Below are 23,528 nucleotides of genomic sequence, written 5' to 3'. Positions count from 1 at the left end.
ATAAGTTTGATAAATTCAAATTATCTTGAGTTTAGATTTAAAAAAACAAAACTAAATGAAACCTAAAAAATTAAATCAAGTTACTGATTTTGATATAAAACTTCTCAAAATTTTTAAAACGGTTTGCGACTGTCACAGCTTTACATCTGCCGAAAGTATTTTAGGTATTAGCCGCTCTGCAATTAGTTTGCATATGAGTGATTTAGAAAATCGTTTGGGCATTCGGCTGTGCCAGCGAGGCCGTGCCGGATTTGCCCTCACCGATGAAGGACGGGAAATTTTAGAATATATTGAAGTGCTCACAGCAGCGATTGAAGACTTCCGCTCTAAAGTCAACCAAATGCATAACCGCCTTAAGGGTGAGTTTAATATCGGGATTATTAACAACCTTGTGACTATGCCTAGAGGCTATATCACCAACACCTTGACTCAACTTGCCGAAGAGCATGTCGAAGTTATTATTAATATTAGTATGAGCACCCTTTCAGATATTGAGTGCCGTGTGCTCGATAACCGTTTGCATGCGGGTGTTATTCCCCTTGTAACGCCTTTGTCTGGTTTAGACTATTTTGATTTATATAGTGAAAGTTCATTTTTATATTGTGGCAAAAACCATCCTTTATTTAACCAATGTAGCAATATTAATTTAAATGAATTAAAAAAATGGCAAGCCATTCTTCCTAATTATGCCATTACCTCAGAAGCCGCAAAGCTACATCAGCTTTTAGACTGTAAAGCGACCGCAAGTGACCGCGAAGGTATTGCCTTTCTTATTTTAACTGGCAAATTTTTAGGTTTTTTACCCGACCACTATGCAAAAAAATGGGTTGAAGATGGTGTGATGCAACCTGTTTTAAAAGATAAAATGCACTACAGTACCCCTATATGTTTAATTACTCATAAGGGTAAGAACCACAATAATATTTTAAAAACATTTGTAGATATGCTTGAGAAAAGAATCAGCAGTGATTAAAAATATTTAGGCATGACAATTTTACTTAACAATTTGATAAAATCACATAAATAGTTAGAAAAGTAAGTAAATATGCATTTAAATAAAAATTTATTTTACGTTCATCGCTGTGTAACAGGCTTTTATATTTTAATGTTGATCATAGCAATTTTCCTACTGGCAAATTATGGAGTAAAAAAAGAAAACTTAATTTTTTCTGTTTTTGTTCTTGCCATTTATGCAGGCTTAGGTGCTTTACACTTTAGAGCTTCAAATGAAGTATCTAAAGGGACTGAATCGGGCAAAAATTTATCACAGGGTGTTGGAGTATTACTATTGCTTGGATTCCCGATCGGTACAATTTTGGGTATTACCATTTTAGTTCTAACGACTAAAAAACGTTGGCAGTGGGGAGAACTACCAGAATATGAAAATATTGAATAAAGTTTTATTTACAATATTGTTTTTTAGAAGCCTCTAGTAATTTTTTGATGACCTAAATTTATAATTTATTAGCTTTAGTTTCATAAGAGACTAAAGCTAAATTAATATCAGCTTAAGCCTCACTTTATGCATATAGTTACATTTATAATCTCAAGAATAAACCAAACCAAGCTTTAGTAAAAAGTAATCCAGTACCTTCTCTGTTTCAGCCACATTGCAGTTATCTAACAATTGAATAATCGTGCCTTCAATCATATATAAAAAGAGTCTGGCCTCATTAAATGTTGCATCGGTTTTTAACTGTCTGAGATGGCTATAAATTTCATTGATAAGCCACATTCTATATCTCGCTGCGGTCTGAAAAGCGTTTGGATAGCTAATTTTTGTTTCAAAAATGGCCTTAAATAATATGTAATATGGCCCTTCTATATCGCTATGTAAAAAGTACAGCTTCTTAAGTTTATCTAGTGTACTTGTAGCGTGGTCATATTCGACCATTTCAATCACTTGTTCTTGAAGACGTTCTTTTTGCACGATTAAACAGATTTCAATGAAGCGCTCTTTAGAGTGAAAATAATTATAAAACGTCATTTTTGTAACTTCTGTTTCCCTCACAATCTTGTCGACGCCAACTGTGTGAAATCCACCGTGATGGAAAAGATGAATCCCTTTTTTTACAACTTCAAAAGCACGTGGTGGGAATGTTAAATTTGGCATAGTTTTACCGTTATAAAATAAATTTTTGTTGTATATAAATGAGTTAAAAAATCTGTGCCCTTTCTGGGAGAAAAAAAGGCACAGCAAAACCCATAAAGACTGTGCTTGGCACATCTCGAGTTTTATAGTTGCTAAATTTTTGGTCGTGACGATTTAAAGCTTGATAAACCTAATGGCGATCAAACTCGTTAATAAACTAAGTTGTGTTGTTATAGCTTTTGACAAAGGCTGCCAAGAAATAGTGAATGTGCAAAGCCAACTCCTTTTTATTGGGAGTTCTGCCAGACATTAAAATTATGGTGGCAGAACGAAGGGGGTTCGCAGACTGGTCAAACGAGGCCAGCACACCCAAAGGTGTCCCCCTCCGTTCCACCATAGAGGGGGCACGAGGGTGTACACACTAAAAGAAGAATCTTTTAATGCTCGTTTGATTCGGTCTGCGACAACCGACTGGCGATGTAGGCCAGCACGCAAAGAATAATAGTCACTCTATTTATCGTCAAGCACAAAAAGTGACAACTGTTTTAAAATAAAACAGACAAAGTATTTGATAAATCAGTGGGTTTTAAGATGAACTACAAAATCTATGGGTAAAATCAGATGTTGTTATTTTTATGCGTTTTTTAAAATAATTGCGTTCAGCAATAAAAGATTGGGCTATTTATGTAGTACCTAATTAGAATGGATATGAAAAATAAGCCTCGTACTCTCAGTTGGCTTGAGGCTTGGTAAATTCATTTCAATAGCACCCGTTTAAAGATGCCAAATAAAATAATTAATGGTTCTTTTTAGAGAATTTATGACCTTTAGGAAGTGGAGCATCACATGGTTGATCCGTCTTTACATCAACCATTTTCACTGGCCCATCATTGTAGACCGTTACTTTACAGCCTTTTACAACATATTTCTGTTCAATACCACCGTACCTTTCATCCTCAGAAACAGGAGCTACAGAAGTTACACCATAACAAGCTCCATCAGCACCACATTCAACCTCTACTCCACTAACATCAGCTCCACCCGCTTCTGCCACTTCTGCTCCAGCAGCTTCCATAGCATCAACCTCTTCAACCTGTGTCTTTGCTGCATATGTATTTGAAAGACTCATCATCAGAAAAACTGCAAAAAAGAACTTACTACTGCGATTTATTGAATTCATGTTTTATCCATAGCTTTAATATTCATCAGGATCCGGATGGATCCCACAAATTAGGATTTGGTTCCGCATATATAGAGTTTTCAATAACTGTACACTAACCAGTACCATTTAAAAACATACTTAAATCTAAAATCTTGAAATGATCTTTATGAATTTTTTCTTCGACTAAAATAAAAAAAAGCTCCCGTAATAGGAGCTTTTTGAATCTTGGCAGAGGATCAAGGACTCGAACCTTGACGAACGGTTTTGGAGACCGTCATGCTACCATTACACCAATCCTCTATATATACAATTAAACCCTTTAGATTTAATCATAAAAAAAGCAAGATCGTCGTCTTGCTTTTTTCAATGGTGGGGGCGAAGAGACTCGAACTCTTACACCTTGCGGCGCTGGAACCTAAATCCAGTGCGTCTACCAATTTCGCCACGCCCCCATCTGGGACATTTATTTAAAATAAATGTGGCAGAGGATCAAGGATTCGAACCTTGACGAACGGTTTTGGAGACCGTCATGCTACCATTACACCAATCCTCTTCCAAGATTTAAATGACTTAACATTCAAATCAACTTTAAGTTTTAACTTAAAGTGGTGGGGGCGAAGAGACTCGAACTCTTACACCTTGCGGCGCTGGAACCTAAATCCAGTGCGTCTACCAATTTCGCCACGCCCCCGATGGCTGTGTATATTAGCGATAAGATCTAACAGTGACAAGTGTTTTTTTTCTAAAAAAAACTGACCGTGTAAATTGTATACAGATACTAGATCAATGATTTTTATAAGTTTGAATGTACTTTTAAACAATTTATCGCTTCAAATGCATTTGAAAACCGATTTTTCTGTTGTTTTTGCAATAATCCCGCCAGTAAAGGGTAAAAAATTTGAACTGAATCAGGTAGCTGAATGTCTAAATTTTGACAATGCAATACAGCCCAATCATGATAACTATTTGCTTGTAAACGCATTTGGCTTAACCATTCATACAAAACAATTCCAAAGGCATATAAATCGCTTTGTATACTCTTACTTGCTCCATGGAACAGTTCAGGAGCCATATATCTTGGGGTAGCATCAACGATTGAGTCAGGACTCGATATACGCCGTGTTTTTTCAAAATCAATTAAATAGAGCTGCTGTTCAAACTTTCGAAAGTGTTCCCTTTTTATATCTCCATGAATCCATCCCAACTCATGAAGCGCTGTTAAAGCCTTAAGTGCGGTAAAGACAGTCTCATAAATATCTTTTAAGTTTTGCTTTGGGATGGAACGATCAAACCAGTCTTCTGTATCCGGCAAAATTAATATTTTCCCTTCATGTTGTTGTAGTTGGGAAACAGTGTCGGCATCAACTATTTTAAATGGTAAAAGCCAATTTGCGTTTTTATGCTGAATATCTTCATAAAATTGCAATTCATGCAAAAAATCTTGCTCATTTTGAGCATATACGTGTGGCACTTGATATTTTAGCCAGTAGTGATGGGCATCTATAGTACATGTCCATAGATGCCGCCCTAAATCTGCACTTTTAGGTTTTGTCACACTTTTTAGATTTTCTATATGAGAAGCAAAATCATGCTTCAGCATAATAAGACTCTGGTTGTTGTCTCTTTTCTTCAAAACGTAGCACTTCTAAACAATGCTGAATAGTTTTACCAATACGTGCATGAGTTTCTATAGAAGAAATTTTCGGCCAAGTCGCCCGCTCACCTTCTCGTTGTAAACGCTTAAACAAATGCGGACGAGGGTTTTGCAATGTATAGGCATAATGTTTTAAGCCATATTTAGCAATAATATTGACATCACCATAGTAGCGCTGCCCTATTACCCCATATCCATGATCAAGCAGTCTTCTTACTGGAGAAATAGCACCGAGTCTTTGACGGGTAAAGTCCATTACTCCCATAGACAGGACTTTACCTTGGCGTCTTAAAATTCGTTCTGGCCAACTTAAAAGATCTTTACGGAAACGGTGTGCATCATCTTGCATAAATGGTACAACATGCGGATTCACTTGACTGGCAATGGTGTAGTTTAAATTATAAAGCCTTGCCATTCTTTCTTGTGGAAAGTCACTGCGCACACTGCCATCGACCCATTTTGTATTTGCCATATAAGGTGTATGTTCACCATCATAACGCTTACTGGTTAAACGCACAGGTGGAAATAAAACTGGCACAGCACAAGAAGCCAATACAGCACTCCAAACCAAAACGTTGGGTGTCATAATTGCATTCATAATTCGCGGATTTTCTGTTGCATCATACGGTGCAACTGCGACATTAATATTTAAACCCGATTTTTTAAATGCTTCTTCAAAAGTCAAATCGCCTAAGTTTTCGATAAGGAATTTTTTCAAATAGTGGACATCCGCAATGCCCCCATTCCCTTTTATAAGTTCACGAAGCTTTCTAAAATGAAACGCATCACTAAAAAATTGCTCGCCATTTAACAAGTTTTGAACGTCTTCACTGGCAGAAGTTCCTAGCATGCCTGTCATAATCGCGCCAGCACTTGAGCCGGATAGCACTTTTGGCATTAAGTCTTGTTCAATTAATGCCTTACATACGCCTGTGTGAAAAAGACCTAAAGTTGCACCACCCGAAAACATAAGCGCGGGTTGTCCATATGCTTTTTCACAATTTTCAAAAAACTCTATTTTTTCTTTTCTTTGAAAGGTAATACATTCACTAGAAGCAATGTAAGCCAAGCTTTGGCTGACTTCTTCGATATAATCTTCAATTAATTTTTTTGTACCTACATGCGTTGCAGCAAACAACATAGGGTGACCAATATTTGCAATATCGTAAGTTAGCCCTTCTTTTAAAAGATAAATCAAATCTAAAGTACGATGTTGCTGACGATATCTTTTCAGTAAGGTGTAACGATAAGAAATGAGCTCAGCATCAAAATAAGGTGAACTATTATCGAACTTCCACTCTTGTGCACCTGTTTCTTCATCCAGTTTTAATGCAAAAGACTTCCACTCTTCATAAGATTCAGCCATGTCTAATTGACGTTGTAATTTTTTGATACGGTAAGCCTGATGCGGATTCATATCACTTCGTATTTTTTCAAACATATTTCGTCCTCATCTTCACAGATGATTTTACTGAATAGACATGACAACACTATGCGCGGTCTGAACATTTCAATCAATTGCAAAACAGATAAACTAGATTGGCAGTATCTTTTTTGTCAGCTTGCAAATTTCGGTGTTAGTATCCTAGTAAATTACTGTTTAACATGATTGATCAACCATGGCTACCATTGATTTACCCGACAATTTAGTTCAAACCTTATCACTTGTATTAAATCAGTTACAGCAGGTTTTACCTGAACCGAAACAAGAAACTGATTTCACTGCACCAGCTTTTAGATGGGAAAACCAGCAACTTAAAGCCATTTATACGCCTAAGAATATTTATCTTGATGACTTAAAAGGCATCGAACGTCAAAAAGAAAAAATCATTCAGAATACTTTGCAGTTTTTAAATGGCCTACCTGCAAATGATGTACTGTTAACGGGTTCACGTGGTACAGGTAAATCCTCTATAGTGCGTGCTTTACTCACTGAATATGCGCCTCAAGGATTACGTTTAATTGAAATTGAGCGTGATGATTTAGCAGACCTACCTAAAATTCAAAAAATCATTCAAAACCGCTCTGAAAAGTATATCGTCTACTGTGATGACTTAGCTTTTAATGCTGAAGATGAAAATTATCGTAGTCTAAAAAGTGTATTAGATGGTTCATTACAATCTGGTTCAACAAATTTTATTATTTATGCGACCAGTAACCGCCGTCACTTGTTACCTGAGTTCATGCACGAAAACACACCTGTAACTAAGGTGGATGTACCTCAATATACCGAACTACATCCGCAAGAAGCGATTGAAGAAAAGATCTCTCTATCAGACCGTTTTGGCTTATGGTTATCTTTTTATCCAATGGATCAAAATTTATATTTAGAAATCGTAGAACATTATCTTGATAAAGCAAACATGCCTTTTAATGATGAAGTTCGTGCTGAGAGTTTACGTTGGTGCCAAATGCGTGGTCAGCGTTCTGGTCGTGCAGCTTATCAGTTTTCTAAGCATTGGATTGGTTTAAATGCTTTAAAAGAGTTGTCTAACAGTTAAATAAAATGTCCCACAAAGCCTTAGCTTTGGCCTGTAAACCGCTTAGCTTTGGCAGTTGTTTTTCATAACCTAAAACCAAGATCACCCTCTTTTAGGTTTATATATGAAAAAACAATTGCCAAAATTTTCTATCGCAAGCAAAACTATTGCTAAAAGTTTGTTATTCGCACAAGGCTTTTTAGACCAAGCAAAAAAATATTCAACGCTTCCTTTTACTCAATCTCATATCATTCGCCCACGTGTTGACGAAAAATATTATAGCTGGACTCATTACGGCATCTTTTTTCCCCTTTTGCCAGAACCGCATCGCTATTTAAATATTATGATTTTATTAGGCACACCTGGTGCACTTGCTTTTGATCACGATGACATTATTGTTGGCAATCCCAGAAAAACAGCGACTTTCTTTTCAAGTACAGCGGCTTTAGAGAAAGCTTTGCTTAAGGCTTATATCATTCCTAAAAATACAAAAATTAATGAAAATGGAAGCTTAATCGAACTTGGTCAGGAAATTTCAATTCAAGGAAAATTCCCTAAAATTCATATTAATGGACATTATGAAGGTCTAGATTTTGACTTTGATATTGATGTGACCTCACATATTTCATGGTTTGTAAAAACGCCTGTTTATGATCATTTGAGTTTATTAGCCAAATTTAAAGGTTTTTTAAACTATCAAGATAAATACATTGAAAGCGAAGGACTTTGCACTTACGAATATGCCCGAGCAGTTGGCCCCCACTCATTCACAAATCAACTTATCCCTGAAAACCATAAATTACCGCTTGATTTTTTCACTTATCAAATCATTAATTTGAATGAAAATACTCAACTTCTGCTAACCAAAGCAGATATTGCGGGTCAAACAGTAACTTATACATTGCATATTAGACATCTTGATCGGCCACCTGAAATTTATACAGATGTCAGCTTTGATATTATTTCATATCAAATTGATGACTTCATTTCTCCAACGGGCAAGAACATGCGACTTCCCAAATACTTTTCTTGGATTGCTAGAAATGAAGCAAAGCAAATTATTTTAAATATTCAGGCAGAAATTGACTGCCCATTCCGCTATGGTCATGGGCAAGGTTATGCAAGTAGTTATATATTTACTGGTCATTATTTTGGCAATGAAGTGCAAGGCCGTGGTTATATCGAATATATAGATATTGAAAACCAACAAGCCTTTGCAGATAAATAATTTTATTCAGGAATAGTAAGTTCAGTCATTGGCCAACGTGGTGTAGTCGTAACAGCCAAGCCATCATGTTGGCCTGCTTTTAAGCGCTGATATCCTGCAAATGCAATCATTGCACCATTATCTGTACATAAAGCAGGTTCTGCATAGTAAACCTGCGCTTTAATTTTCGCTAAGGAAGTTTCTAACTGTTCGCGTAATCGTAAATTTGCACTTACCCCACCAGCAATCACTAAACGCTTAAGCCCAGTTTGCTTTAAAGCTTTTACCGATTTTTTCACCAAGGTATCTACAATTGCTTCTTGGAATGAAGCTGCAATGTCAGCATCACGGTTTTCGCCGTTCAATTTTTTCAATTGAACAGAAACTGCAGTTTTTAAGCCACTAAAAGAAAAATCTAGGCCTTGATGAAGCATTGGTCGTGGAAATTCAAATGCTAGCGGATCACCAGATAATGCAAGTTTTGCGATATTTGGCCCACCCGGATATGGCAAGCTCATCATTTTTGCGACTTTATCGAAAGCTTCACCAGCAGCATCATCAATAGACTCACCTAAGAGTTCATATTGACCAATCGCATGAGCCGCCATCAATTGTGTATGTCCACCTGAAACAAGTAATGCTACAAATGGAAATTCGGGTGGCTGACTTGAAAGTAATGGAGCCAACATGTGTCCTTCCATATGGTGCACACCGATGGCAGGCTTATTTAAAGAAAAAGCTAGAGTTCTTCCAAATAATGTGCCTGTCATTAATGCCCCCATCAAACCTGGGCCACGCGTATAAGCAACTGCATCAATCTCTTGTTTCGTTACACCACTTTGTTCAAGCAATTGATTCATTAAAGGAATAAGCTTACGGACATGATCACGAGAAGCCAGCTCTGGAACCACCCCACCATATTCAGCATGAAGTTTTATCTGGCTATAAAGAACCTGTCCCCGCAAGCCGAGTTCGCTATCATAAAGTGCCAACCCTGTTTCATCACAAGAAGTTTCTAAGCCTAAAACAATCATCAAAACTGCCTTTTATATGAGTCAAAATATTGCAATCGCTATTATAGACTTGTGATATGAGTTGTAAATGAGTAAAATACTGACCTTCACTTGTGATCCGGCGCAATGGTGTGCCTGATCTTATCCATAATCTAGAGGATTTTACATGCCACAAGTTAAGTTGAAAGAAGGCGAACCAGTTGACGTAGCTATCCGTCGTTTCAAACGTTCATGCGAAAAAGCTGGTGTTTTAGCTGACGTTCGTAAGCGCGAATTCTACGAAAAACCAACTCAAGAACGTAAGCGCAAAAAAGCTGCTGCAGTTAAACGCTACCAAAAGAAATTGGCTCGCGAATCTGTACGTACTACTCGCCTTTACTAATTAATTTGTGATTGACTGCTGAAATTATGACTACTTTAAAAGACCAAATTACTGATGCATTAAAAACTTCTATGCGTGCCAAAGATATGGCAACAGTGACGGTTTTGCGTAGTCTACAAGCAGCAATTAAGCAAATCGAAGTTGATGAGCGCATAGAGCTTGGCGACGCTCAGGTTCTTGCGGTCATTGAAAAGCAAATTAAACAACGTAAAGAATCGATCAAAGCCTTTGAAGGTGCTGGTCGTGATGATTTAGCTAGTAAAGAACAAGCCGAAGCTGAGATTATTTCCCAGTTTCTACCAGAAGCTATGACTGAGGAAGAGCTTGATTCTATCATTGAGCAAACGATTGCTGCTCAAGAAGCAACTAGCATGAAAGATATGGGTAAGGTGATGAATTCTCTACGTCCGATCATAGCCGGGCGTGCCGATCCTGCTCAAGTTTCAGCAAAAATTAAAGCCAAGTTAGCTTAATTCCCTCCTCTTTCCTTATACATTCTTAGACCAAGCTTCCAGTTACTTGTCAGTTTAAGTAAATTCGTGTCTGCGAAAATCACAAGATTACTCTACACGTCCTAAATTTTCATTCGTCGTTCATCTTGCATTTGCTTTAAGCGGCTATCTATTTTAGCAGACATTGCATGATTGTCTTTTGCAAGTCGCTGTGCATGTAACATCGATTTAATTGCATTTTCTTCACTACCAGACCAAAATTGTGCTTCTGCTCGATAGCGCAACACATTCACCGCCCTTAAAGGCGACTCTTTATCTAAATTAGCGGCTTGCTGTAATAGTTGCCAGCCTTGAATATCTCGGGCATTTTTATTAATAAAACGCTGAACAAGTGTCTGTACTTGCGCATATTTCCCCTGACGTAACAAAACCTCAGCCAACTTATAGCTAAACGCTTTATTTTCAGGCATGGTCATTTGCAATGGCGCAATAGAATTATAGGCCTGATCAAGTTTATTTTGCCCCAAATAAATATCTGTTTGAATTAAAGAAACAAGCGGCTTACCACTAGATTTTACTTGATCTAAGGTTGTTTGAGCTTGCGTATAATCACCTTGTTTTAAATAAAATGCAGACAACGCCAATAACCCTGCCAGATTTTTTTGCGAGGCTAAACTTTGAAGCTGATTTTCTGTAGCTTCTCCAGCAACCACCATGGTGTACCATTTTAAAATTTCAAAATCAACATCATATATTCGACTTTTAACACGGGGCATTTGATTAGCTCTTAGGCGAGCCTCACTCATACGCTCAGTCGTTAAAGGATGGGTAAGCCAAAAATCCGGCAGGAAACTTACATGGCTAGTTGCCCTATGCATTGTTTCAAAATAATCTGCCATACTTTGCGGGTTATAACCCGCGGCATACATATATTGCATTCCGATCCGATCAGCTTCACGCTCTTGATTACGGCTATAGGTAAGCTGCTTATCCAAAAGCGCAGCTTGCGTACCCAACATGACTGCCGCCCCTGCATCTCCACCTGCTTGAGCAGCCAAAGCTACGCCTGCCAGCAAACCAGCCAAACTTAAGAGTGCTTGCCCTTTAAAGGCTTCTTCTGAACGACTAAAGTGCCTTTGAGAAACGTGAGCAATTTCGTGTGCCATCACACCAGCAATCTCATCAATATTGCGAGCAGATGAAATAAGGCCAGTATTTAATGCAAATAACCCACCTGGCACAGCAAATGCGTTAATTTGAGGGTCTTTAATTACAACTAAACCAATAGGTTGCCCCAGCTGGGTTTGACCCAAAATATTAGAGAAGACTTGAAAAAATTGATCTTCCAGCCATACATCCTGTATGACTGGCATTTGCTTATGAACTTCACGAAAAACTTTTTCACCAATAAATTTTTCTTTTTGCTGGTCAAGCAATCCTATTCCACTACCAATATTCGGAATTTCAACTTGCCCAGAAGCTGGTTTGGAGTCAAAAGGATCGGCATAAGAGGCATTTGTTATAAAAGCCAAACTTAAAATAACTGGCAAAAATTTCAAAAGTTCTTCTCTATTAAAAATTAGACCAACAAAAAAGCCCACTCACACAATGCTTGAATTATCTTGCATCATATCAATAGGCTTTCACTATAACATTGAAAATAGACTATATTTGCAATGAAGTGTTATTCAATTTTTATTCAAAATTAGGGTTCACCAGATATCTTGGAGTTTTATCTTCCAATGCTTCTACCAAGTTCTTATAAGCTAAGTTTGCCATTTTTTTGCGAGTTTCAGCTGTAGCAGAACCTACATGAGGCAAGGTAACAACATTTGGTAATTTGAAGAGTGCCGAATCTTGCAAAGGCTCTTTTTCATATACATCAAGACCAGCAGCAAAAATAACTTCATTCTGCAAAGCCTCAATAAGCGCCTGCTCATCGACCACTGAACCACGCGCAATATTGACAAAAATTGCGTGCTTTTGCATAAGTTCAAATTGAGCTTTACCCATTAAAGCTTTAGATTCAGTATTTAAATCAACTGCTGTCACCACAAAATCAGACTGTTGTAACAACTCATCCAAACCTAAATATTGAGCATTCAATGGCTCGGCCAATTCAGGCTTTTCACGTCGATTATGATAAACAATATTCATGTTAAAACCATAAAAACCACGACGTGCAATTGCAGCACCAATATTACCGAGCCCAATAATTCCTAGCGTCTTTCCAAAAACATCTAGTCCAAACTGCTGTGGCCCAACTGTTCTTTTCCATTCACCTTGTTTAGTCCAATGGTCTAGAAATGGTACTTTTCTAGCTGCACTTAATAATAGTGTAAAAGCAAGATCTGCCGTAGTTTCAGTCAAAACATGCGGTGTATTTGATAACCAAATTTTCTTTTGGTTCAAATAAGCAACATCATAATTATCATAACCAACTGTCACAGATGAAATAATTTTTAGTTTTTGTGCTGGAGCAAGATTGCTTTCATTGAGCAAGCGCCCCGCGCCAATCATTCCATCAGCATCTACGACTTCTTTTCTTATCTGTTCATTAATATCACCCAGTTTAGGGTTTAATACGACAACATGATAATCCCGCTGTAACCGTGACAAAATTTCTTCATCAATTTGGCTAAAAACCACAACCTTTTTCATGTATATCCCTACTACTCATTGTTATCTTGCATAAGTTGCCATAGCCTTTTTTTAAGGAGAGGCTTATCTAACATTTCTTTTAAACTAGCTAAATGAATAATATTTGCATGTTGAATATAGGCACATTTACCTAAACACAAAATCTTTTTTTCTGCCGCTACAGCATCTAAAAAACCTTGAATATATGAACCGACACCGCGTTGATCTTGATAAGCTGCTAACGGAAAAGGCCACCTTAATTCAGCATAATGCCCCACTTTGGCCTTTTGTATATTTGCCCAAAGTTGCTTTTCCTCTTTCTCTAATGAAGTTACATCAACAAAGATTACACACTTTTCAAGACAATAAGCCTGCAATTCAAATGGAGCAATTGCCTCTCGCTCAACAACTATAGGTTTTTCTACAACCACTTCAGGCTGTGGAACATCTACAATGGCTATTGAAGCCTCCTCAACCACTTTAGCAACTTCAAGCAGTTCAGGATTAGATGGTGCCTGTTCAAATGCAGGAATATCTACAGCAACAGGTATATTAATTGGAAGATGAGGCTCAGCAACCTGATCACGCCATAAAGTATGAGCATTATTTTTTTGGCACACTTGTGTTCTAGGAATCCACACATCGATTCCTAAAGTTGCCAGTATATTTCTTTGCTGCCCAATCATGTTTAAATCAGTACCTCTAATCTACACACATTCTAACGGGCTTCTGATTTTTTTTCAGCGTTTTCTTTAAATGATCTCTTTTCAAAACCACATATGTTTCTTAAATAATCATAACGCTATTTTTCTTCTGCATTTGCTCTACAATTTCATCTGACTCAAAACCAAATCGCCAATAGAGCAACTCAAGCACATCAAGTTCATCTTGAGTAATAATTCGGTCACTCCATAAGCACATTTCAGCAATTGCCAAAATGCTTAAACGATCACGAAGTAAAAGCCCAGCAATGTCATTTAAAATTTCAGCCAAATCCAAAGGCTCATCCGAAATTTCATCATAAATATTCATTTCATCTGGGTTTAGCAATGAACGCAAAATACGTTCACGAACTTCCAACTGGTTTGGGCTATTAATTTGCTGCACATGAAGTAGTGCATCAATTAAACGAACTATTTGAGGTTTTACTTCTTCAAATGCCGTAGGTAAGTGAAGTGGCATAAGATTCAATTCATACTTGACCCGCTCTAATAACAAGGCATCAAGTAGTCCTATTTCACCATCTTCCTGAATAATAAGTGCCAGTTTGGTCAGAAATTGACGAGCAATACTTGCAGGCATATGGCCAATATTTTTACATGCATCGTGAAATATCTGAATATGAATACGACCATCTAAATTAAGCAAAGCATCGACAATCGAATGACTTACAGGAGCTTCTTGCGGAATAAATTCTCGATATTGACGAATCATTAAAATTGCAACCATCACCTCACGTGAACCAGTAGCGGTTTGCAATGCGCGCTGAATGAGCTCCGGCCGTTTTTTATTACGCCGAATATCATTACTTAAAGGTTTAATCGCATCATTTAATGCAAAACTGATTGGAGAAAGGCGCAACAAAGGCAAAGGCTGTGGTGATGACCACGGAATATAAATTTCTGTTTCAGATTCTTCTAATGAACGAAAAAGACTAAATAACGGTCTATTGCGAAGTTTCTTTAAATTTTCTAATTGTAAATCTTGCAATAGAGTTGGATTAAGTTCGTAAATACGCTCACGAATACTTGGGTGAATGTTCATCCAACTTTGAGGACTAAGTGAGTTTGCAAAACACATATGTGCAATAGATTCAGAATAAGCACTATGAATTTGCGAACCTGAATGGTGAACATAAATACGCAATAAAGTTTGGGTGTTCGTACTATTTTTTAGCAACCGCATGGTTTTTTGGTCGTTGCGGAACGTACGACCACTTAATGTTAAATATTTAATAAAACGTGTGATTAATACACCCAAGCTTCCTGCTAGCCAGATTACACCACCGACAGCTACAAAGACTGTTTCAAATTTATGCTTATAACCAGGACTGTAACGTTTAAAACCCTGCTTAGCGAGCTTACTACCCCATTGACTAAAGGTTGTTAAACCACTGTATAAAATTTTTAATTTAGTATTTTCTACAGCTTCACCGGATAAAATCTGGTTAAACTCGTGACCCAATAGACCATACAGTTCTAGTTCATCTAGATTCTGTAAAGCTCCCCAAGTCAAAATAATGACAATATCGTTTGAGTGAAAACCTGCAGTTAATGCATTCACTCCTACTTCGTCAGGCAAAACATAAAGTGTTGGAATGTTCAGAGAAAATGTTTGCGCCAAATGTTCTGTAATTTTTAATGCAGCATGTTCTTCCGGTGTACTCTCACCTTTTACCAAACGACGCGCTTTAAGTTGTTTAGCAAGAGAATGTCCTCCCTTACGCAAAATATAAAGCTCGGTCACTACAGACCAAACCATAATAAAAAGCAAAAGAGCAACAAAATATGGACTTAAGGCATGCCACCAAATTGGCTGGCTATAATCAAAGAAATGAACAAGTAAACCCAAAATGAGATTTAAAATAAAAATAGTTAAAAGCACAGCGACCAAACACATAGTGATGGACCATGCCATATTTTTATTTTCGATTAAATAGTGGCTTACTTCTTTCAATGTAAATAATCCCAATTACATTGTTAAGTTTCATCATAAAAGAAAAAAGCGGGAAACACCCGCTTTTTTCGGCTATTTCTATTCTTCTTTAATGCCCGTCAAATCTACTGACGCAGCATCAATATTGACATCAATATAACCATCTTTTTTCTTTTTCGCAGAGTCATTACGCTTCTGCTCCAAATTATTCAGATAGTCTGCATCGATACCGCCAGTTACATAAATTCCATCAAAAACAGAGCAATCAAACTCAGTCAATGTAGGAACCTTACTTGTACGTACGGCGTTCTTCAAGTCTTCCAAATCTTGGAATACTAAACGGTCAGCACCAATAATTTCTTGGATTTCTTCTACACTGCGTTCCGAAGCAATAAGCTCAGTCTTAGCAGGCATGTCAATACCATATACGTTTGGATACATCACCTTTGGTGCTGCTGAAGCAAAGTATACTTTTTTCGCACCTGAGTCACGCGCCATTTGAATAATCTCATTACACGTAGTACCACGTACAATAGAGTCATCTACCAATAAGACGTTCTTACCTTTAAACTCTAACTCAACAGGGTTTAATTTTTGACGTACAGATTTTTTACGCTGTTGTTGACCCGGCATAATGAAGGTACGACCGATATAACGGTTTTTCATAAAGCCTTCGCGGAACTTCACACCAAGAATATTTGCAAGTTCTAGTGCAGAAGTACGGCTGGTATCTGGAATTGGGATAACAACATCAATATCATGGTCTTCACCCCAGTCACGCAAAATTTTATGCGCTAATTTTTCACCCATTTTTAAACGGGCTTTATAAACTGAAATACCATCAATAATTGCATCTGGACGAGCAAAATAAACATATTCAAAAATACATGGACGGTATTTTGGTTCTGCCGCACATTGTTTAGTGAATAATTGACCTTCTGAATCAATGAAAATTGCTTCACCTGGTGCAATATCACGCTCGATTTTAAAACCAAGTGCAGTAATCGCTACAGACTCTGATGCAATGATATATTCCATCTCACCTTGTTCAGTCTCACGCGAACCATAAATAAGTGGACGAATACCATTTGGATCACGGAAACCAACCAAACCATGACCAGTGATCATAGCTACTACGCCATAAGCACCTTGACAGCGCTCATGCACACGAGAAACTGTATGGAAAATATCTTCAGCGGTAGGGTTTAACGTTCCTTTCTTTTGCAACTCATGTGCGAAAACGTTTAAAAGAACTTCTGAGTCAGAATCAGTGTTCATGTGACGTAAATCTGTTTTAAACAGGTCATCATGAATTTCTTCTGCATTGGTTAAGTTACCATTATGTGCAAGTGTAATCCCATAAGGTGAGTTCACATAAAATGGTTGAGCTTCAGCACTGCTAGCAGATCCAGCAGTTGGATAGCGTACATGGCCAATACCATAATTACCAAGTAATGCTCTCATATGACGAGTATGAAAGACATCACGCACCATACCGTTATCCTTACGAAGGAAAAGACGGCCTTCATGGCAGGTTACTATTCCAGCTGCATCTTGCCCACGATGCTGCAACATCGTTAATGCATCAAACAACATTTGGTTCACTGGCGATTTACCGGCTATACCAACAACTCCACACATAGCAACCTCGCAGACAAGCTAGGAATTAATAAAAAGGATTCTTTGTTGAATGGTCGGATCGGGTTTCTGATTCGTCCGATTCGTCCATTGTTTTTGAAGGGGTGCTTGATGCACCGCCTCCAGATGTTATCTGATGATACGCCTCACTTGCTGCATCTTTAGACAATTCTGTTGCTAAAGGCGCATAAGGCAATAAAAACTGTATAAGTATGGACTGTTTCCAGTTTGCTGAACTTTCAACCCAAGGCCCTACGCCTTGCATGGTCACAAGAACAACTAGTAAACCTTTTAAGGAACCAAAAGCACCACCTGCTAAACGATTTAATGGCCCCAATTTCAAACTTTTCAAGAGGCCATTTAAAATTGCAGTGACGATCCAAGTTAAAACAATAATAATGAGTGCAATAAATGCAAAAGCCGCAATCTTTTGAACCACCGGATCCTGACTTAAACCCGACATTGACGGAGCTAGAAGAACAGCATATTTTGCACCCATAATTAATGCAAAAATCCATCCTACCAAGTTCGCAAAGGCTTTTATAAATCCTTGTCGCAAACCGTTTAGCCCCCCAATGAGCAAAAGTATTAGAATGATGATATCAATAGTGTTCATGTTCAATTAGGTCATAGCTTCAACACATTGCTTTACAAGTGTTGGTCCCGTATAGATTAGACCACTATAAATTTGAACAAGTGTTGCTCCAGCTTGTTGTTTCGCTAAAGCCTGCTCACCAGACAAAATACCACCCACACCGATTAAAGGAATTTGTCCTTTTAATGATTGAGCAAATAAACGCAAACATTCTGTACTTTTCTCAAATACAGGAGCGCCTGACAAGCCACCTGACTCATTACCGTAAGGCAGGTTTTCAACCCCTTCTCTCGATAAAGTCGTATTAGTCACAATAAGACCATCAATTTTAAAATCAAGTAATTGTGCAGAGATAAATTCAACATCTTCAGCCGTAAGGTCAGGAGCGACTTTTAAAACCAAAGGAACATAATGATTATATTGCTCAGCCAACTCAAGTTGACGTGCTTTTAGTGTTTGCAACAATTCAGTTAACGCATCACCACTTTGTAAACTACGCAAGTTTTTAGTATTTGGAGATGAAATATTAACTGTAATATATGACGCGTAGTTATAAACTTTCTCAAGACAAATTAAGTAATCATCAACCGCCTTTTCAACAGGCGTATCGGCATTTTTACCAATATTGATTCCTAAAATGCCTCTAAATTTTGAAGCTTTAACATTTTCAATAAGCTTATCAACACCATCATTATTAAAACCCATACGGTTAATAATGGCTTTAGCTTCAGGAATACGGAATAAACGTGGTTTTGGATTGCCTGATTGTGGGCGAGGTGTAATTGTGCCAATTTCAATGAAACCGAAACCTAATCCGGCTAAGGCATCAATATGAGCACCATTTTTATCTAGCCCCGCAGCCAAACCTACAGGATTAGGAAACTCGATTCCCATACATTTGGTCGGCTTTGCTTGTACAGCCTGACGCATCATGCCTAGCTTATGTGCTTTATCAAGCATGGATAATGTTAATTCATGGGCACGCTCTGGTGCTAAACTAAACAACATCGGGCGAGCAAGTGAATATAACATACCAATCACAATCTACTGATTTTAGGTACGCATATTATAGGCACAGGTAGCACAAAACACCATGCTTGACATAAGCATATTTTGATATGTTATTGAACTGTCGCTGTTAATTTAATCTGACCTTCACTGGAAACCATTTCCATCTTCTGAATACTAAGACCCATCTGTGCAAGTTGTGTTAAAAAGTTAGCTAAAATTGCATAATTTTGATGTGTTACAACAATTTGTAACTGCTCTCCATTTTGCTGAGAAGTCACAGTTAAACCTTGCTGTTGAGCGACTCTTTGAATTTTTCCAGACTTATCAAGTTCAAGCTCATTTGCAGGCTTCATAGTAACAGCATTACTTTGCATCCACACCATCAGATCTTTTAAATCATTTAAGCGCTTTTGCTGTTGTTCTGCCAAAGAATGCATTTTCCAAAGCGAAGAGCCAATGATAGCCACCACCACAAAAATTGTAGTAAAGATAACCATAATACGTTCACGGACCGTTAAACGATCCAAATATTGAACAACTTGTTCAATCCACTGATCAAAACGATTTTGCAATTGAGCTAACATTTTCATTATTGTATTTTCACCACCCCAATTGCACCACTACCATTTGCTTGGACGTTACCTAGCTCAGCCTTAAATCCTTGCTGATTCAATTGTTGTGTCAAAGCTTGTAAATCATCTGCCGATTTTGCTTTTAATGCCATTGTTAGGATTGAAGCATCATAATTAAGTTGCTGAGCCAAAATCTGTCTTTGCATTAAAATAGGCCCAACACGACTTAACAAAGAAAGTGCTTGAGTATCACCCTGCTGGCTCATTCTTAAATGGCTTTCAAATTGACCTTTAATATTTTGTTCGGTTACGCGACTAGATGACCCAAACCAGTATTTATATTGTTCAATTGTTTGGTCAGAGGTTTGGTTCGCCACTTTTTTCAATTTAACCCAACGCAATAAATCATAGCTAAATTGCACCACAATAATTGCTAAAACAATAGCAGCACAAGCTTTCCAATAGTTAGAAAAAGTACGCTCTTGGCCTTTTGACTTTGGTAAAACATTAAAAGGATGTTGCTTAGTTTTATCTAAAGGCTGGAATTGATAAATAAACTCAGAACGTTCATCAGCACTTGAAGCCGCCACTAAACTTTCGAGCTGCTCTACGGTTAAACCGCTATATTGATAATGCGTTTCGGCTGCCTGAAATTCTAAAAAAAGCCCCAAATCATCAACTGAACTGCCCAACCACTTATTTTCACGTACCAAGAGCTGATGATCAATATTACACAGAATAACTTGCTGAGCTTGTGGTTCAGGTAAAATCAGAAAATCTGGTAGTAAGGCCGCAAGTTTAGTTGGTAACAATGCTAAAGAATGTTGCCATGTCTCGACCATCCCCTGAGCAACACCCAAGATAGTTAACTGATCGCCATGAAAATGATGAACCACTTTCATATGATCAATCGGCAAAGTCACAAACTCTTCAAGTAGATATTTAACCCCATCAGCCCCAAGCTGTTTATAGTGGGACTTTGCCATAGTTTGCTGAAGCATTTGAGCATGACGACTCGGAAAAAAGACTGTAGCTTCTTTTCCTTGGTGTATTTGCAAGTCTTGTATTAATTGATCGAGACTTGTAGCCTGCAACCAGTTCTCTCCGTTAGACCAATGCCATGTTCCATTGGTTTCAGGCATCCTTATATACAGCATGTCGGCTAAATAACCTTTTTAATTATATTGTGGGTATAAAACTATTCTTTTGTGTTGATAAACCATTTGCAATAACAGCTTGATCATAAATTCTAGCTTCAGCAAGGGCAAATGGATTGAAGTTCTCATGAGTAAGTAACTCTGCAATATGACCGACAACATTCATATGGCAAACCACCACAATCGACTCATAAGGAATTTGAGACAACCACTCAACCGCTTCTCTTGCATCATCATCTGGCTTAATTTTATCGCATAACAATACAGGCACATCTTTAAAATATGTCTGGATATGCGCTAATGTTTCTTGAGCACGCAGTAAAGGGCTTACAACAAAAATATCTGGCTTAACAATATCTTTTAAAAATGTTGCTGTTTGCTCAGCCTGTGCATGTCCACGCGCAGTAAGTGGACGTTTAATATCATTACCATTTACTGGCGGAGCAGCTTCCCCATGACGAACTAATGTCAGTTGCATAAAATTTCCTTGTTAATAATTCCTGCATTATAACCACAATTTATGACATTTATTCGTCAGACTTCATGATGAGGTAAAACAAACTCAACATCACTACGGTGCCCATTTTTCATAAGTGAAAGCGCAATATTTAATGGTGGAGCACCCTCAAAAATTACTTCATATAAGGCATTGGTGATTGGCATATACACATCCAGTTCTTCTGCTTTACCACGCACTTGAACAATTGTATTAATACCTTCTGCAGTTTGACCCAACTCTTTACTTGCCTGATCAAGTGTCTTACCAGAACCTAATGCATAACCGATTTGATAATTACGACTCAATGGACTATTACAAGTCGCAAATAAGTCACCAACACCAGATAAACCTAAGAACGTAAGTGGATTTGCACCCTGCTTTACCGCAAAACGGCTCATTTCAGCCAAAGCACGCGTTAAGATCATACTCTTGGTATTTTCACCAATTTTATATGCTGCCCCAATCCCCATTGCCACTGCATAAATATTCTTAAGCGCACCGCCTAATTCAACGCCATGAACATCATCACTACCAAAAACACGGAATAACGCACTATGCAGTGCATGTTGTACAGCATAACGAACAAGTTCCGAATCACTTGCAATCACCGTACCAGATGGCATACCTGCCATAATTTCTTTGGCAAGGTTTGGACCCGACAATACACCGTATGGAACTTCAGGTAATTCTTCACGAATAATATCACTCATGAAACTAAACGTTTTAGCTTCAACACCTTTGGTTAAAGAAACAACCGCTTGTGCAGTAATATAAGGCGCGATTTGTTTTAAAACATCGCGGAAAGAATGACTAGGAATTGCGACCAAAATAATATCTCGATCACATACAGCTTGTTCCAAATCCGAAACAGCGCGCAATGAAGATTCTAAAGTGAAGTCTGGCAAATAACGCTTATTAATATGGGTTTTATTAATTTCTTCTGCTGTTTCGGCATCACGAATCCAGATCATGGTATCGCAGCCATTACGAGCAGCCAAATTAGCCATGGCCGTACCAAAGCTACCACCGCCTAAAACAGTAATGCGTAATGCCGTTTTTTTATCGACCGCAACAGGTTCCACCAAATCTGTAAACTTAAATTCAGCCATGCTTTATTATCCTATTTCTTACTTTTACAGACGTTTAAGCCTGCCAAACTTTTACGAATTCTTTACTTTCAATATCTGCACGTGGTGCAATTGCTTTAGCTGCTGTGCCAACGTAAATAATACCTGATATTAAATCATGGGGTTGCAAACCTAAATGCTGTTTTAACCAATTTGATTCGACAACAGCACCACTACGCCACATGGTTGAAAACCCTTGAGCTTGCAAAGATAACAAAAGATTTTGTACTGCCGCACCTGTACTTAAGATTTGCTCAAAATGTGGCACTTTGGGATGATCTTGCAACTGAGTAAGCGCTAAAATAAGTAGCGGAGCGCGAAAAGGATGTTGCTTAACGCGTTCAAGTTGAGCAGGATCAGTTTCACCTAAATCCGCCAAAGCTTTTGCTAGAACCTCACCAAAAGCTCCACGTTGTTCGCCAGAAACAATTACAAAACGTGTTGGCTTAAGTCTATGATGATCCGGAGCTGTTAAAGCAGCCTGAAAAGCCAACTCTAATTGATCTGAGTTTGGAGCGGGTTCAATTAATTGGCCAATAGACTGACGCTGATGAATATTTTGGTGAATTATTTGTATTGCTGAATCCGTCATTAATATTGATCTAACTCAAAAATTCGAAATAGATTAGCATAATCTACCGTTAATCCACCATTGAATCTAGCTTATAAACTTAGCGAACTCATAGTTTGACATTTTTTAATACAAAACTTCAAAACTCATACAACGTCTTCAAAATCAATTAGAAAACTTATGTTCAAATAACCCTATCTTTTGGCGGTTAACTTAGGTGAATCATGAAAAAAATAATTTTAGCGAGTGCAATGAGTAGCGTTATTTTATTACTAGGTGCTTGTGCAACTACTCCTAAAAACACTTTAGCAATTCAAAAAGAAAATAATCAGTTTGAAGTAACTGGTATTGGTAAAACCAATTTAATTGCAAAAAACAATGCAGTGACTGCCGCACAAAAAACCTGCTCTAAGAGCACAACCCCAGTTATTGTTGATGAAAAAACTACTTATCACGGTGTATTAAAAGATGTAGTCAGTGAAAAAACTGGTCAAATGGTAGAAGCTGCTGCAGGTGTCATTGGTAGTTTAACTGGTAAAAATGCGTCTTTAGCAAAAGATGATGATTACCAAACCACTCTTACTTTTTACTGTAAAATTAATTAAGTGAAAAAAATCCCAA

24 protein-coding genes and 4 tRNA genes are annotated in these 23,528 nt (G+C 37.8%); 7 read left to right on the top strand and 21 right to left on the bottom strand.

All coding sequences use genetic code 11. The features are described from left to right. The first annotated feature begins 55 nt into the window (after nucleotides 1-55). Complete coding sequence (locus NE363_RS06170) at nucleotides 56-973, top strand: LysR family transcriptional regulator (protein ID WP_445536039.1); 918 nt, start codon at nucleotides 56-58, stop codon at nucleotides 971-973. A gap of 72 nt (nucleotides 974-1,045) precedes the next feature. Next, the gene (locus NE363_RS06165; protein WP_019458425.1) at nucleotides 1,046-1,396 is read left to right on the top strand and encodes a hypothetical protein; all 351 of its coding nucleotides are present in this window, start codon (nucleotides 1,046-1,048) and stop codon (nucleotides 1,394-1,396) included. A gap of 150 nt (nucleotides 1,397-1,546) precedes the next feature. On the opposite strand, the gene NE363_RS06160 is transcribed toward NE363_RS06165, so the two are convergent. From NE363_RS06160 to NE363_RS06125, 8 genes are all read right to left on the bottom strand, one after another. Continuing rightward, complete coding sequence (locus NE363_RS06160; protein ID WP_445536038.1) at nucleotides 1,547-2,113, bottom strand: TetR/AcrR family transcriptional regulator; 567 nt, start codon at nucleotides 2,111-2,113, stop codon at nucleotides 1,547-1,549. A 775-nt stretch (nucleotides 2,114-2,888) separates the two neighbouring features. Further along, the gene (locus tag NE363_RS06155; RefSeq protein WP_445536037.1) at nucleotides 2,889-3,272 is read right to left on the bottom strand and encodes a hypothetical protein; all 384 of its coding nucleotides are present in this window, start codon (nucleotides 3,270-3,272) and stop codon (nucleotides 2,889-2,891) included. A gap of 208 nt (nucleotides 3,273-3,480) precedes the next feature. Continuing rightward, nucleotides 3,481-3,554, bottom strand: a tRNA-Trp gene (locus NE363_RS06150). Nucleotides 3,555-3,621: 67 nt separating this feature from the next. Beyond that, nucleotides 3,622-3,706: transfer RNA gene (locus tag NE363_RS06145), tRNA-Leu, on the bottom strand. Nucleotides 3,707-3,733: 27 nt separating this feature from the next. Beyond that, nucleotides 3,734-3,807, bottom strand: a tRNA-Trp gene (locus tag NE363_RS06140). 53 nt (nucleotides 3,808-3,860) lie between these two features. Continuing rightward, nucleotides 3,861-3,945 (bottom strand) — tRNA-Leu (locus NE363_RS06135). Nucleotides 3,946-4,047: 102 nt separating this feature from the next. Next, nucleotides 4,048-4,854: a protein kinase domain-containing protein gene (locus NE363_RS06130; RefSeq protein ID WP_445536036.1), complete on the bottom strand. Its 807-nt coding sequence runs from the start codon at nucleotides 4,852-4,854 to the stop codon at nucleotides 4,048-4,050. Continuing rightward, the gene (locus NE363_RS06125; RefSeq protein ID WP_004700599.1) at nucleotides 4,841-6,349 is read right to left on the bottom strand and encodes a DUF3336 domain-containing protein; all 1,509 of its coding nucleotides are present in this window, start codon (nucleotides 6,347-6,349) and stop codon (nucleotides 4,841-4,843) included. The genes NE363_RS06130 and NE363_RS06125 overlap by 14 nt, the downstream gene beginning before the upstream one ends. 178 nt (nucleotides 6,350-6,527) lie before the next feature. Here NE363_RS06125 and NE363_RS06120 point away from each other — a divergent pair, with 178 nt between their 5' ends. Both NE363_RS06120 and NE363_RS06115 read left to right on the top strand, forming a co-directional pair. Continuing rightward, a complete protein-coding gene (locus tag NE363_RS06120) occupies nucleotides 6,528-7,409 on the top strand; it encodes an ATP-binding protein (RefSeq protein WP_004700597.1) in 882 nt (293 codons plus the stop codon). Nucleotides 7,410-7,512: 103 nt separating this feature from the next. Next, entirely contained in the window at nucleotides 7,513-8,616 is a 1,104-nt protein-coding gene (locus tag NE363_RS06115) for a DUF6670 family protein (RefSeq protein ID WP_445536035.1), read from the top strand. 2 nt (nucleotides 8,617-8,618) lie between these two features. Here the strand turns inward: NE363_RS06115 and tsaD are convergent, their stop codons facing one another. Next, nucleotides 8,619-9,629, bottom strand: coding sequence for a tRNA (adenosine(37)-N6)-threonylcarbamoyltransferase complex transferase subunit TsaD (gene tsaD, locus NE363_RS06110; protein WP_445536034.1), 1,011 nt, complete (start codon nucleotides 9,627-9,629; stop codon nucleotides 8,619-8,621). A 145-nt stretch (nucleotides 9,630-9,774) separates the two neighbouring features. Between tsaD and rpsU the strand changes: the two genes are divergently transcribed. Further along, nucleotides 9,775-9,990 (top strand): 30S ribosomal protein S21, encoded by a 216-nt coding sequence (gene rpsU, locus NE363_RS06105; RefSeq protein WP_001136722.1) that lies wholly within the window; start codon nucleotides 9,775-9,777, stop codon nucleotides 9,988-9,990. 26 nt (nucleotides 9,991-10,016) lie between these two features. After that, nucleotides 10,017-10,463: a GatB/YqeY domain-containing protein gene (locus tag NE363_RS06100; protein WP_004700591.1), complete on the top strand. Its 447-nt coding sequence runs from the start codon at nucleotides 10,017-10,019 to the stop codon at nucleotides 10,461-10,463. A gap of 101 nt (nucleotides 10,464-10,564) precedes the next feature. Here NE363_RS06100 and NE363_RS06095 read toward each other — a convergent pair whose 3' ends face one another. The 12 genes from NE363_RS06095 to NE363_RS06040 form a co-directional block, all read right to left on the bottom strand. After that, nucleotides 10,565-11,992 (bottom strand): M48 family metalloprotease, encoded by a 1,428-nt coding sequence (locus NE363_RS06095; protein ID WP_077163076.1) that lies wholly within the window; start codon nucleotides 11,990-11,992, stop codon nucleotides 10,565-10,567. A 145-nt stretch (nucleotides 11,993-12,137) separates the two neighbouring features. After that, on the bottom strand, nucleotides 12,138-13,103 hold the full coding sequence (locus tag NE363_RS06090) for a 2-hydroxyacid dehydrogenase (protein ID WP_445536033.1): 966 nt from the start codon (nucleotides 13,101-13,103) through the stop codon (nucleotides 12,138-12,140). 11 nt (nucleotides 13,104-13,114) lie between these two features. Then, on the bottom strand, nucleotides 13,115-13,768 hold the full coding sequence (locus NE363_RS06085) for a hypothetical protein (RefSeq protein WP_348884642.1): 654 nt from the start codon (nucleotides 13,766-13,768) through the stop codon (nucleotides 13,115-13,117). A gap of 100 nt (nucleotides 13,769-13,868) precedes the next feature. Beyond that, complete coding sequence (locus tag NE363_RS06080) at nucleotides 13,869-15,758, bottom strand: M48 family metalloprotease (protein WP_039254776.1); 1,890 nt, start codon at nucleotides 15,756-15,758, stop codon at nucleotides 13,869-13,871. A 78-nt stretch (nucleotides 15,759-15,836) separates the two neighbouring features. Continuing rightward, complete coding sequence (gene purF / locus NE363_RS06075; protein WP_019457102.1) at nucleotides 15,837-17,378, bottom strand: amidophosphoribosyltransferase; 1,542 nt, start codon at nucleotides 17,376-17,378, stop codon at nucleotides 15,837-15,839. Nucleotides 17,379-17,403: 25 nt separating this feature from the next. Further along, entirely contained in the window at nucleotides 17,404-17,991 is a 588-nt protein-coding gene (locus NE363_RS06070) for a CvpA family protein (RefSeq protein WP_174739988.1), read from the bottom strand. A 6-nt stretch (nucleotides 17,992-17,997) separates the two neighbouring features. Beyond that, entirely contained in the window at nucleotides 17,998-19,002 is a 1,005-nt protein-coding gene (locus NE363_RS06065; protein ID WP_019457103.1) for a quinone-dependent dihydroorotate dehydrogenase, read from the bottom strand. Nucleotides 19,003-19,091: 89 nt separating this feature from the next. Continuing rightward, complete coding sequence (gene gspM / locus NE363_RS06060) at nucleotides 19,092-19,571, bottom strand: type II secretion system protein GspM (RefSeq protein ID WP_004700580.1); 480 nt, start codon at nucleotides 19,569-19,571, stop codon at nucleotides 19,092-19,094. Continuing rightward, entirely contained in the window at nucleotides 19,571-20,710 is a 1,140-nt protein-coding gene (gene gspL, locus NE363_RS06055; RefSeq protein WP_445536032.1) for a type II secretion system protein GspL, read from the bottom strand. The genes gspM and gspL overlap by 1 nt, the downstream gene beginning before the upstream one ends. Nucleotides 20,711-20,732: 22 nt before the next feature. Next, nucleotides 20,733-21,188 carry a SixA phosphatase family protein gene (locus NE363_RS06050; protein ID WP_039254772.1) on the bottom strand — a complete coding sequence of 152 codons (456 nt, stop codon included), beginning with the start codon at nucleotides 21,186-21,188 and terminating at the stop codon, nucleotides 20,733-20,735. Nucleotides 21,189-21,244: 56 nt separating this feature from the next. After that, nucleotides 21,245-22,318 carry an NAD(P)H-dependent glycerol-3-phosphate dehydrogenase gene (locus NE363_RS06045; protein WP_019457106.1) on the bottom strand — a complete coding sequence of 358 codons (1,074 nt, stop codon included), beginning with the start codon at nucleotides 22,316-22,318 and terminating at the stop codon, nucleotides 21,245-21,247. A 34-nt stretch (nucleotides 22,319-22,352) separates the two neighbouring features. Continuing rightward, nucleotides 22,353-22,928, bottom strand: coding sequence for a nitroreductase family protein (locus NE363_RS06040; protein ID WP_019457107.1), 576 nt, complete (start codon nucleotides 22,926-22,928; stop codon nucleotides 22,353-22,355). Nucleotides 22,929-23,131: 203 nt separating this feature from the next. Here NE363_RS06040 and NE363_RS06035 point away from each other — a divergent pair, with 203 nt between their 5' ends. Beyond that, entirely contained in the window at nucleotides 23,132-23,512 is a 381-nt protein-coding gene (locus NE363_RS06035; protein ID WP_019457108.1) for a hypothetical protein, read from the top strand. The last annotated feature ends 16 nt before the right edge of the window (nucleotides 23,513-23,528 follow it).

The organism is Acinetobacter sp. G18, assembly GCF_052660225.1.
The sequence above is the reverse complement of the archived record's forward strand: the minus strand, read 5'-3'. Positions and strand labels throughout refer to the sequence as shown.

What these genes read in the sequence shown, in the direction of transcription:
- NE363_RS06170 (WP_445536039.1), top strand. Translation starts at nt 56, where the DNA reads ATGAAACCTAAAAAATTAAATCAAGTTACTGATTTTGATATAAAACTT.
- gspM (WP_004700580.1), bottom strand. Translation starts at nt 19,571, where the DNA reads ATGAAAATGTTAGCTCAATTGCAAAATCGTTTTGATCAGTGGATTGAA.
- NE363_RS06090 (WP_445536033.1), bottom strand. Translation starts at nt 13,103, where the DNA reads ATGAAAAAGGTTGTGGTTTTTAGCCAAATTGATGAAGAAATTTTGTCA.
- NE363_RS06065 (WP_019457103.1), bottom strand. Translation starts at nt 19,002, where the DNA reads ATGTTATATTCACTTGCTCGCCCGATGTTGTTTAGTTTAGCACCAGAG.
- tsaD (WP_445536034.1), bottom strand. Translation starts at nt 9,629, where the DNA reads ATGATTGTTTTAGGCTTAGAAACTTCTTGTGATGAAACAGGGTTGGCA.
- NE363_RS06085 (WP_348884642.1), bottom strand. Translation starts at nt 13,768, where the DNA reads ATGATTGGGCAGCAAAGAAATATACTGGCAACTTTAGGAATCGATGTG.
- NE363_RS06120 (WP_004700597.1), top strand. Translation starts at nt 6,528, where the DNA reads ATGGCTACCATTGATTTACCCGACAATTTAGTTCAAACCTTATCACTT.
- NE363_RS06160 (WP_445536038.1), bottom strand. Translation starts at nt 2,113, where the DNA reads ATGCCAAATTTAACATTCCCACCACGTGCTTTTGAAGTTGTAAAAAAA.
- NE363_RS06100 (WP_004700591.1), top strand. Translation starts at nt 10,017, where the DNA reads ATGACTACTTTAAAAGACCAAATTACTGATGCATTAAAAACTTCTATG.
- NE363_RS06050 (WP_039254772.1), bottom strand. Translation starts at nt 21,188, where the DNA reads ATGCAACTGACATTAGTTCGTCATGGGGAAGCTGCTCCGCCAGTAAAT.
- gspL (WP_445536032.1), bottom strand. Translation starts at nt 20,710, where the DNA reads ATGCTGTATATAAGGATGCCTGAAACCAATGGAACATGGCATTGGTCT.
- NE363_RS06165 (WP_019458425.1), top strand. Translation starts at nt 1,046, where the DNA reads ATGCATTTAAATAAAAATTTATTTTACGTTCATCGCTGTGTAACAGGC.
- NE363_RS06035 (WP_019457108.1), top strand. Translation starts at nt 23,132, where the DNA reads ATGAAAAAAATAATTTTAGCGAGTGCAATGAGTAGCGTTATTTTATTA.
- rpsU (WP_001136722.1), top strand. Translation starts at nt 9,775, where the DNA reads ATGCCACAAGTTAAGTTGAAAGAAGGCGAACCAGTTGACGTAGCTATC.
- NE363_RS06130 (WP_445536036.1), bottom strand. Translation starts at nt 4,854, where the DNA reads ATGCTGAAGCATGATTTTGCTTCTCATATAGAAAATCTAAAAAGTGTG.
- NE363_RS06040 (WP_019457107.1), bottom strand. Translation starts at nt 22,928, where the DNA reads ATGACGGATTCAGCAATACAAATAATTCACCAAAATATTCATCAGCGT.
- NE363_RS06125 (WP_004700599.1), bottom strand. Translation starts at nt 6,349, where the DNA reads ATGTTTGAAAAAATACGAAGTGATATGAATCCGCATCAGGCTTACCGT.
- NE363_RS06045 (WP_019457106.1), bottom strand. Translation starts at nt 22,318, where the DNA reads ATGGCTGAATTTAAGTTTACAGATTTGGTGGAACCTGTTGCGGTCGAT.
- NE363_RS06155 (WP_445536037.1), bottom strand. Translation starts at nt 3,272, where the DNA reads ATGAATTCAATAAATCGCAGTAGTAAGTTCTTTTTTGCAGTTTTTCTG.
- NE363_RS06115 (WP_445536035.1), top strand. Translation starts at nt 7,513, where the DNA reads ATGAAAAAACAATTGCCAAAATTTTCTATCGCAAGCAAAACTATTGCT.
- NE363_RS06070 (WP_174739988.1), bottom strand. Translation starts at nt 17,991, where the DNA reads ATGAACACTATTGATATCATCATTCTAATACTTTTGCTCATTGGGGGG.
- purF (WP_019457102.1), bottom strand. Translation starts at nt 17,378, where the DNA reads ATGTGTGGAGTTGTTGGTATAGCCGGTAAATCGCCAGTGAACCAAATG.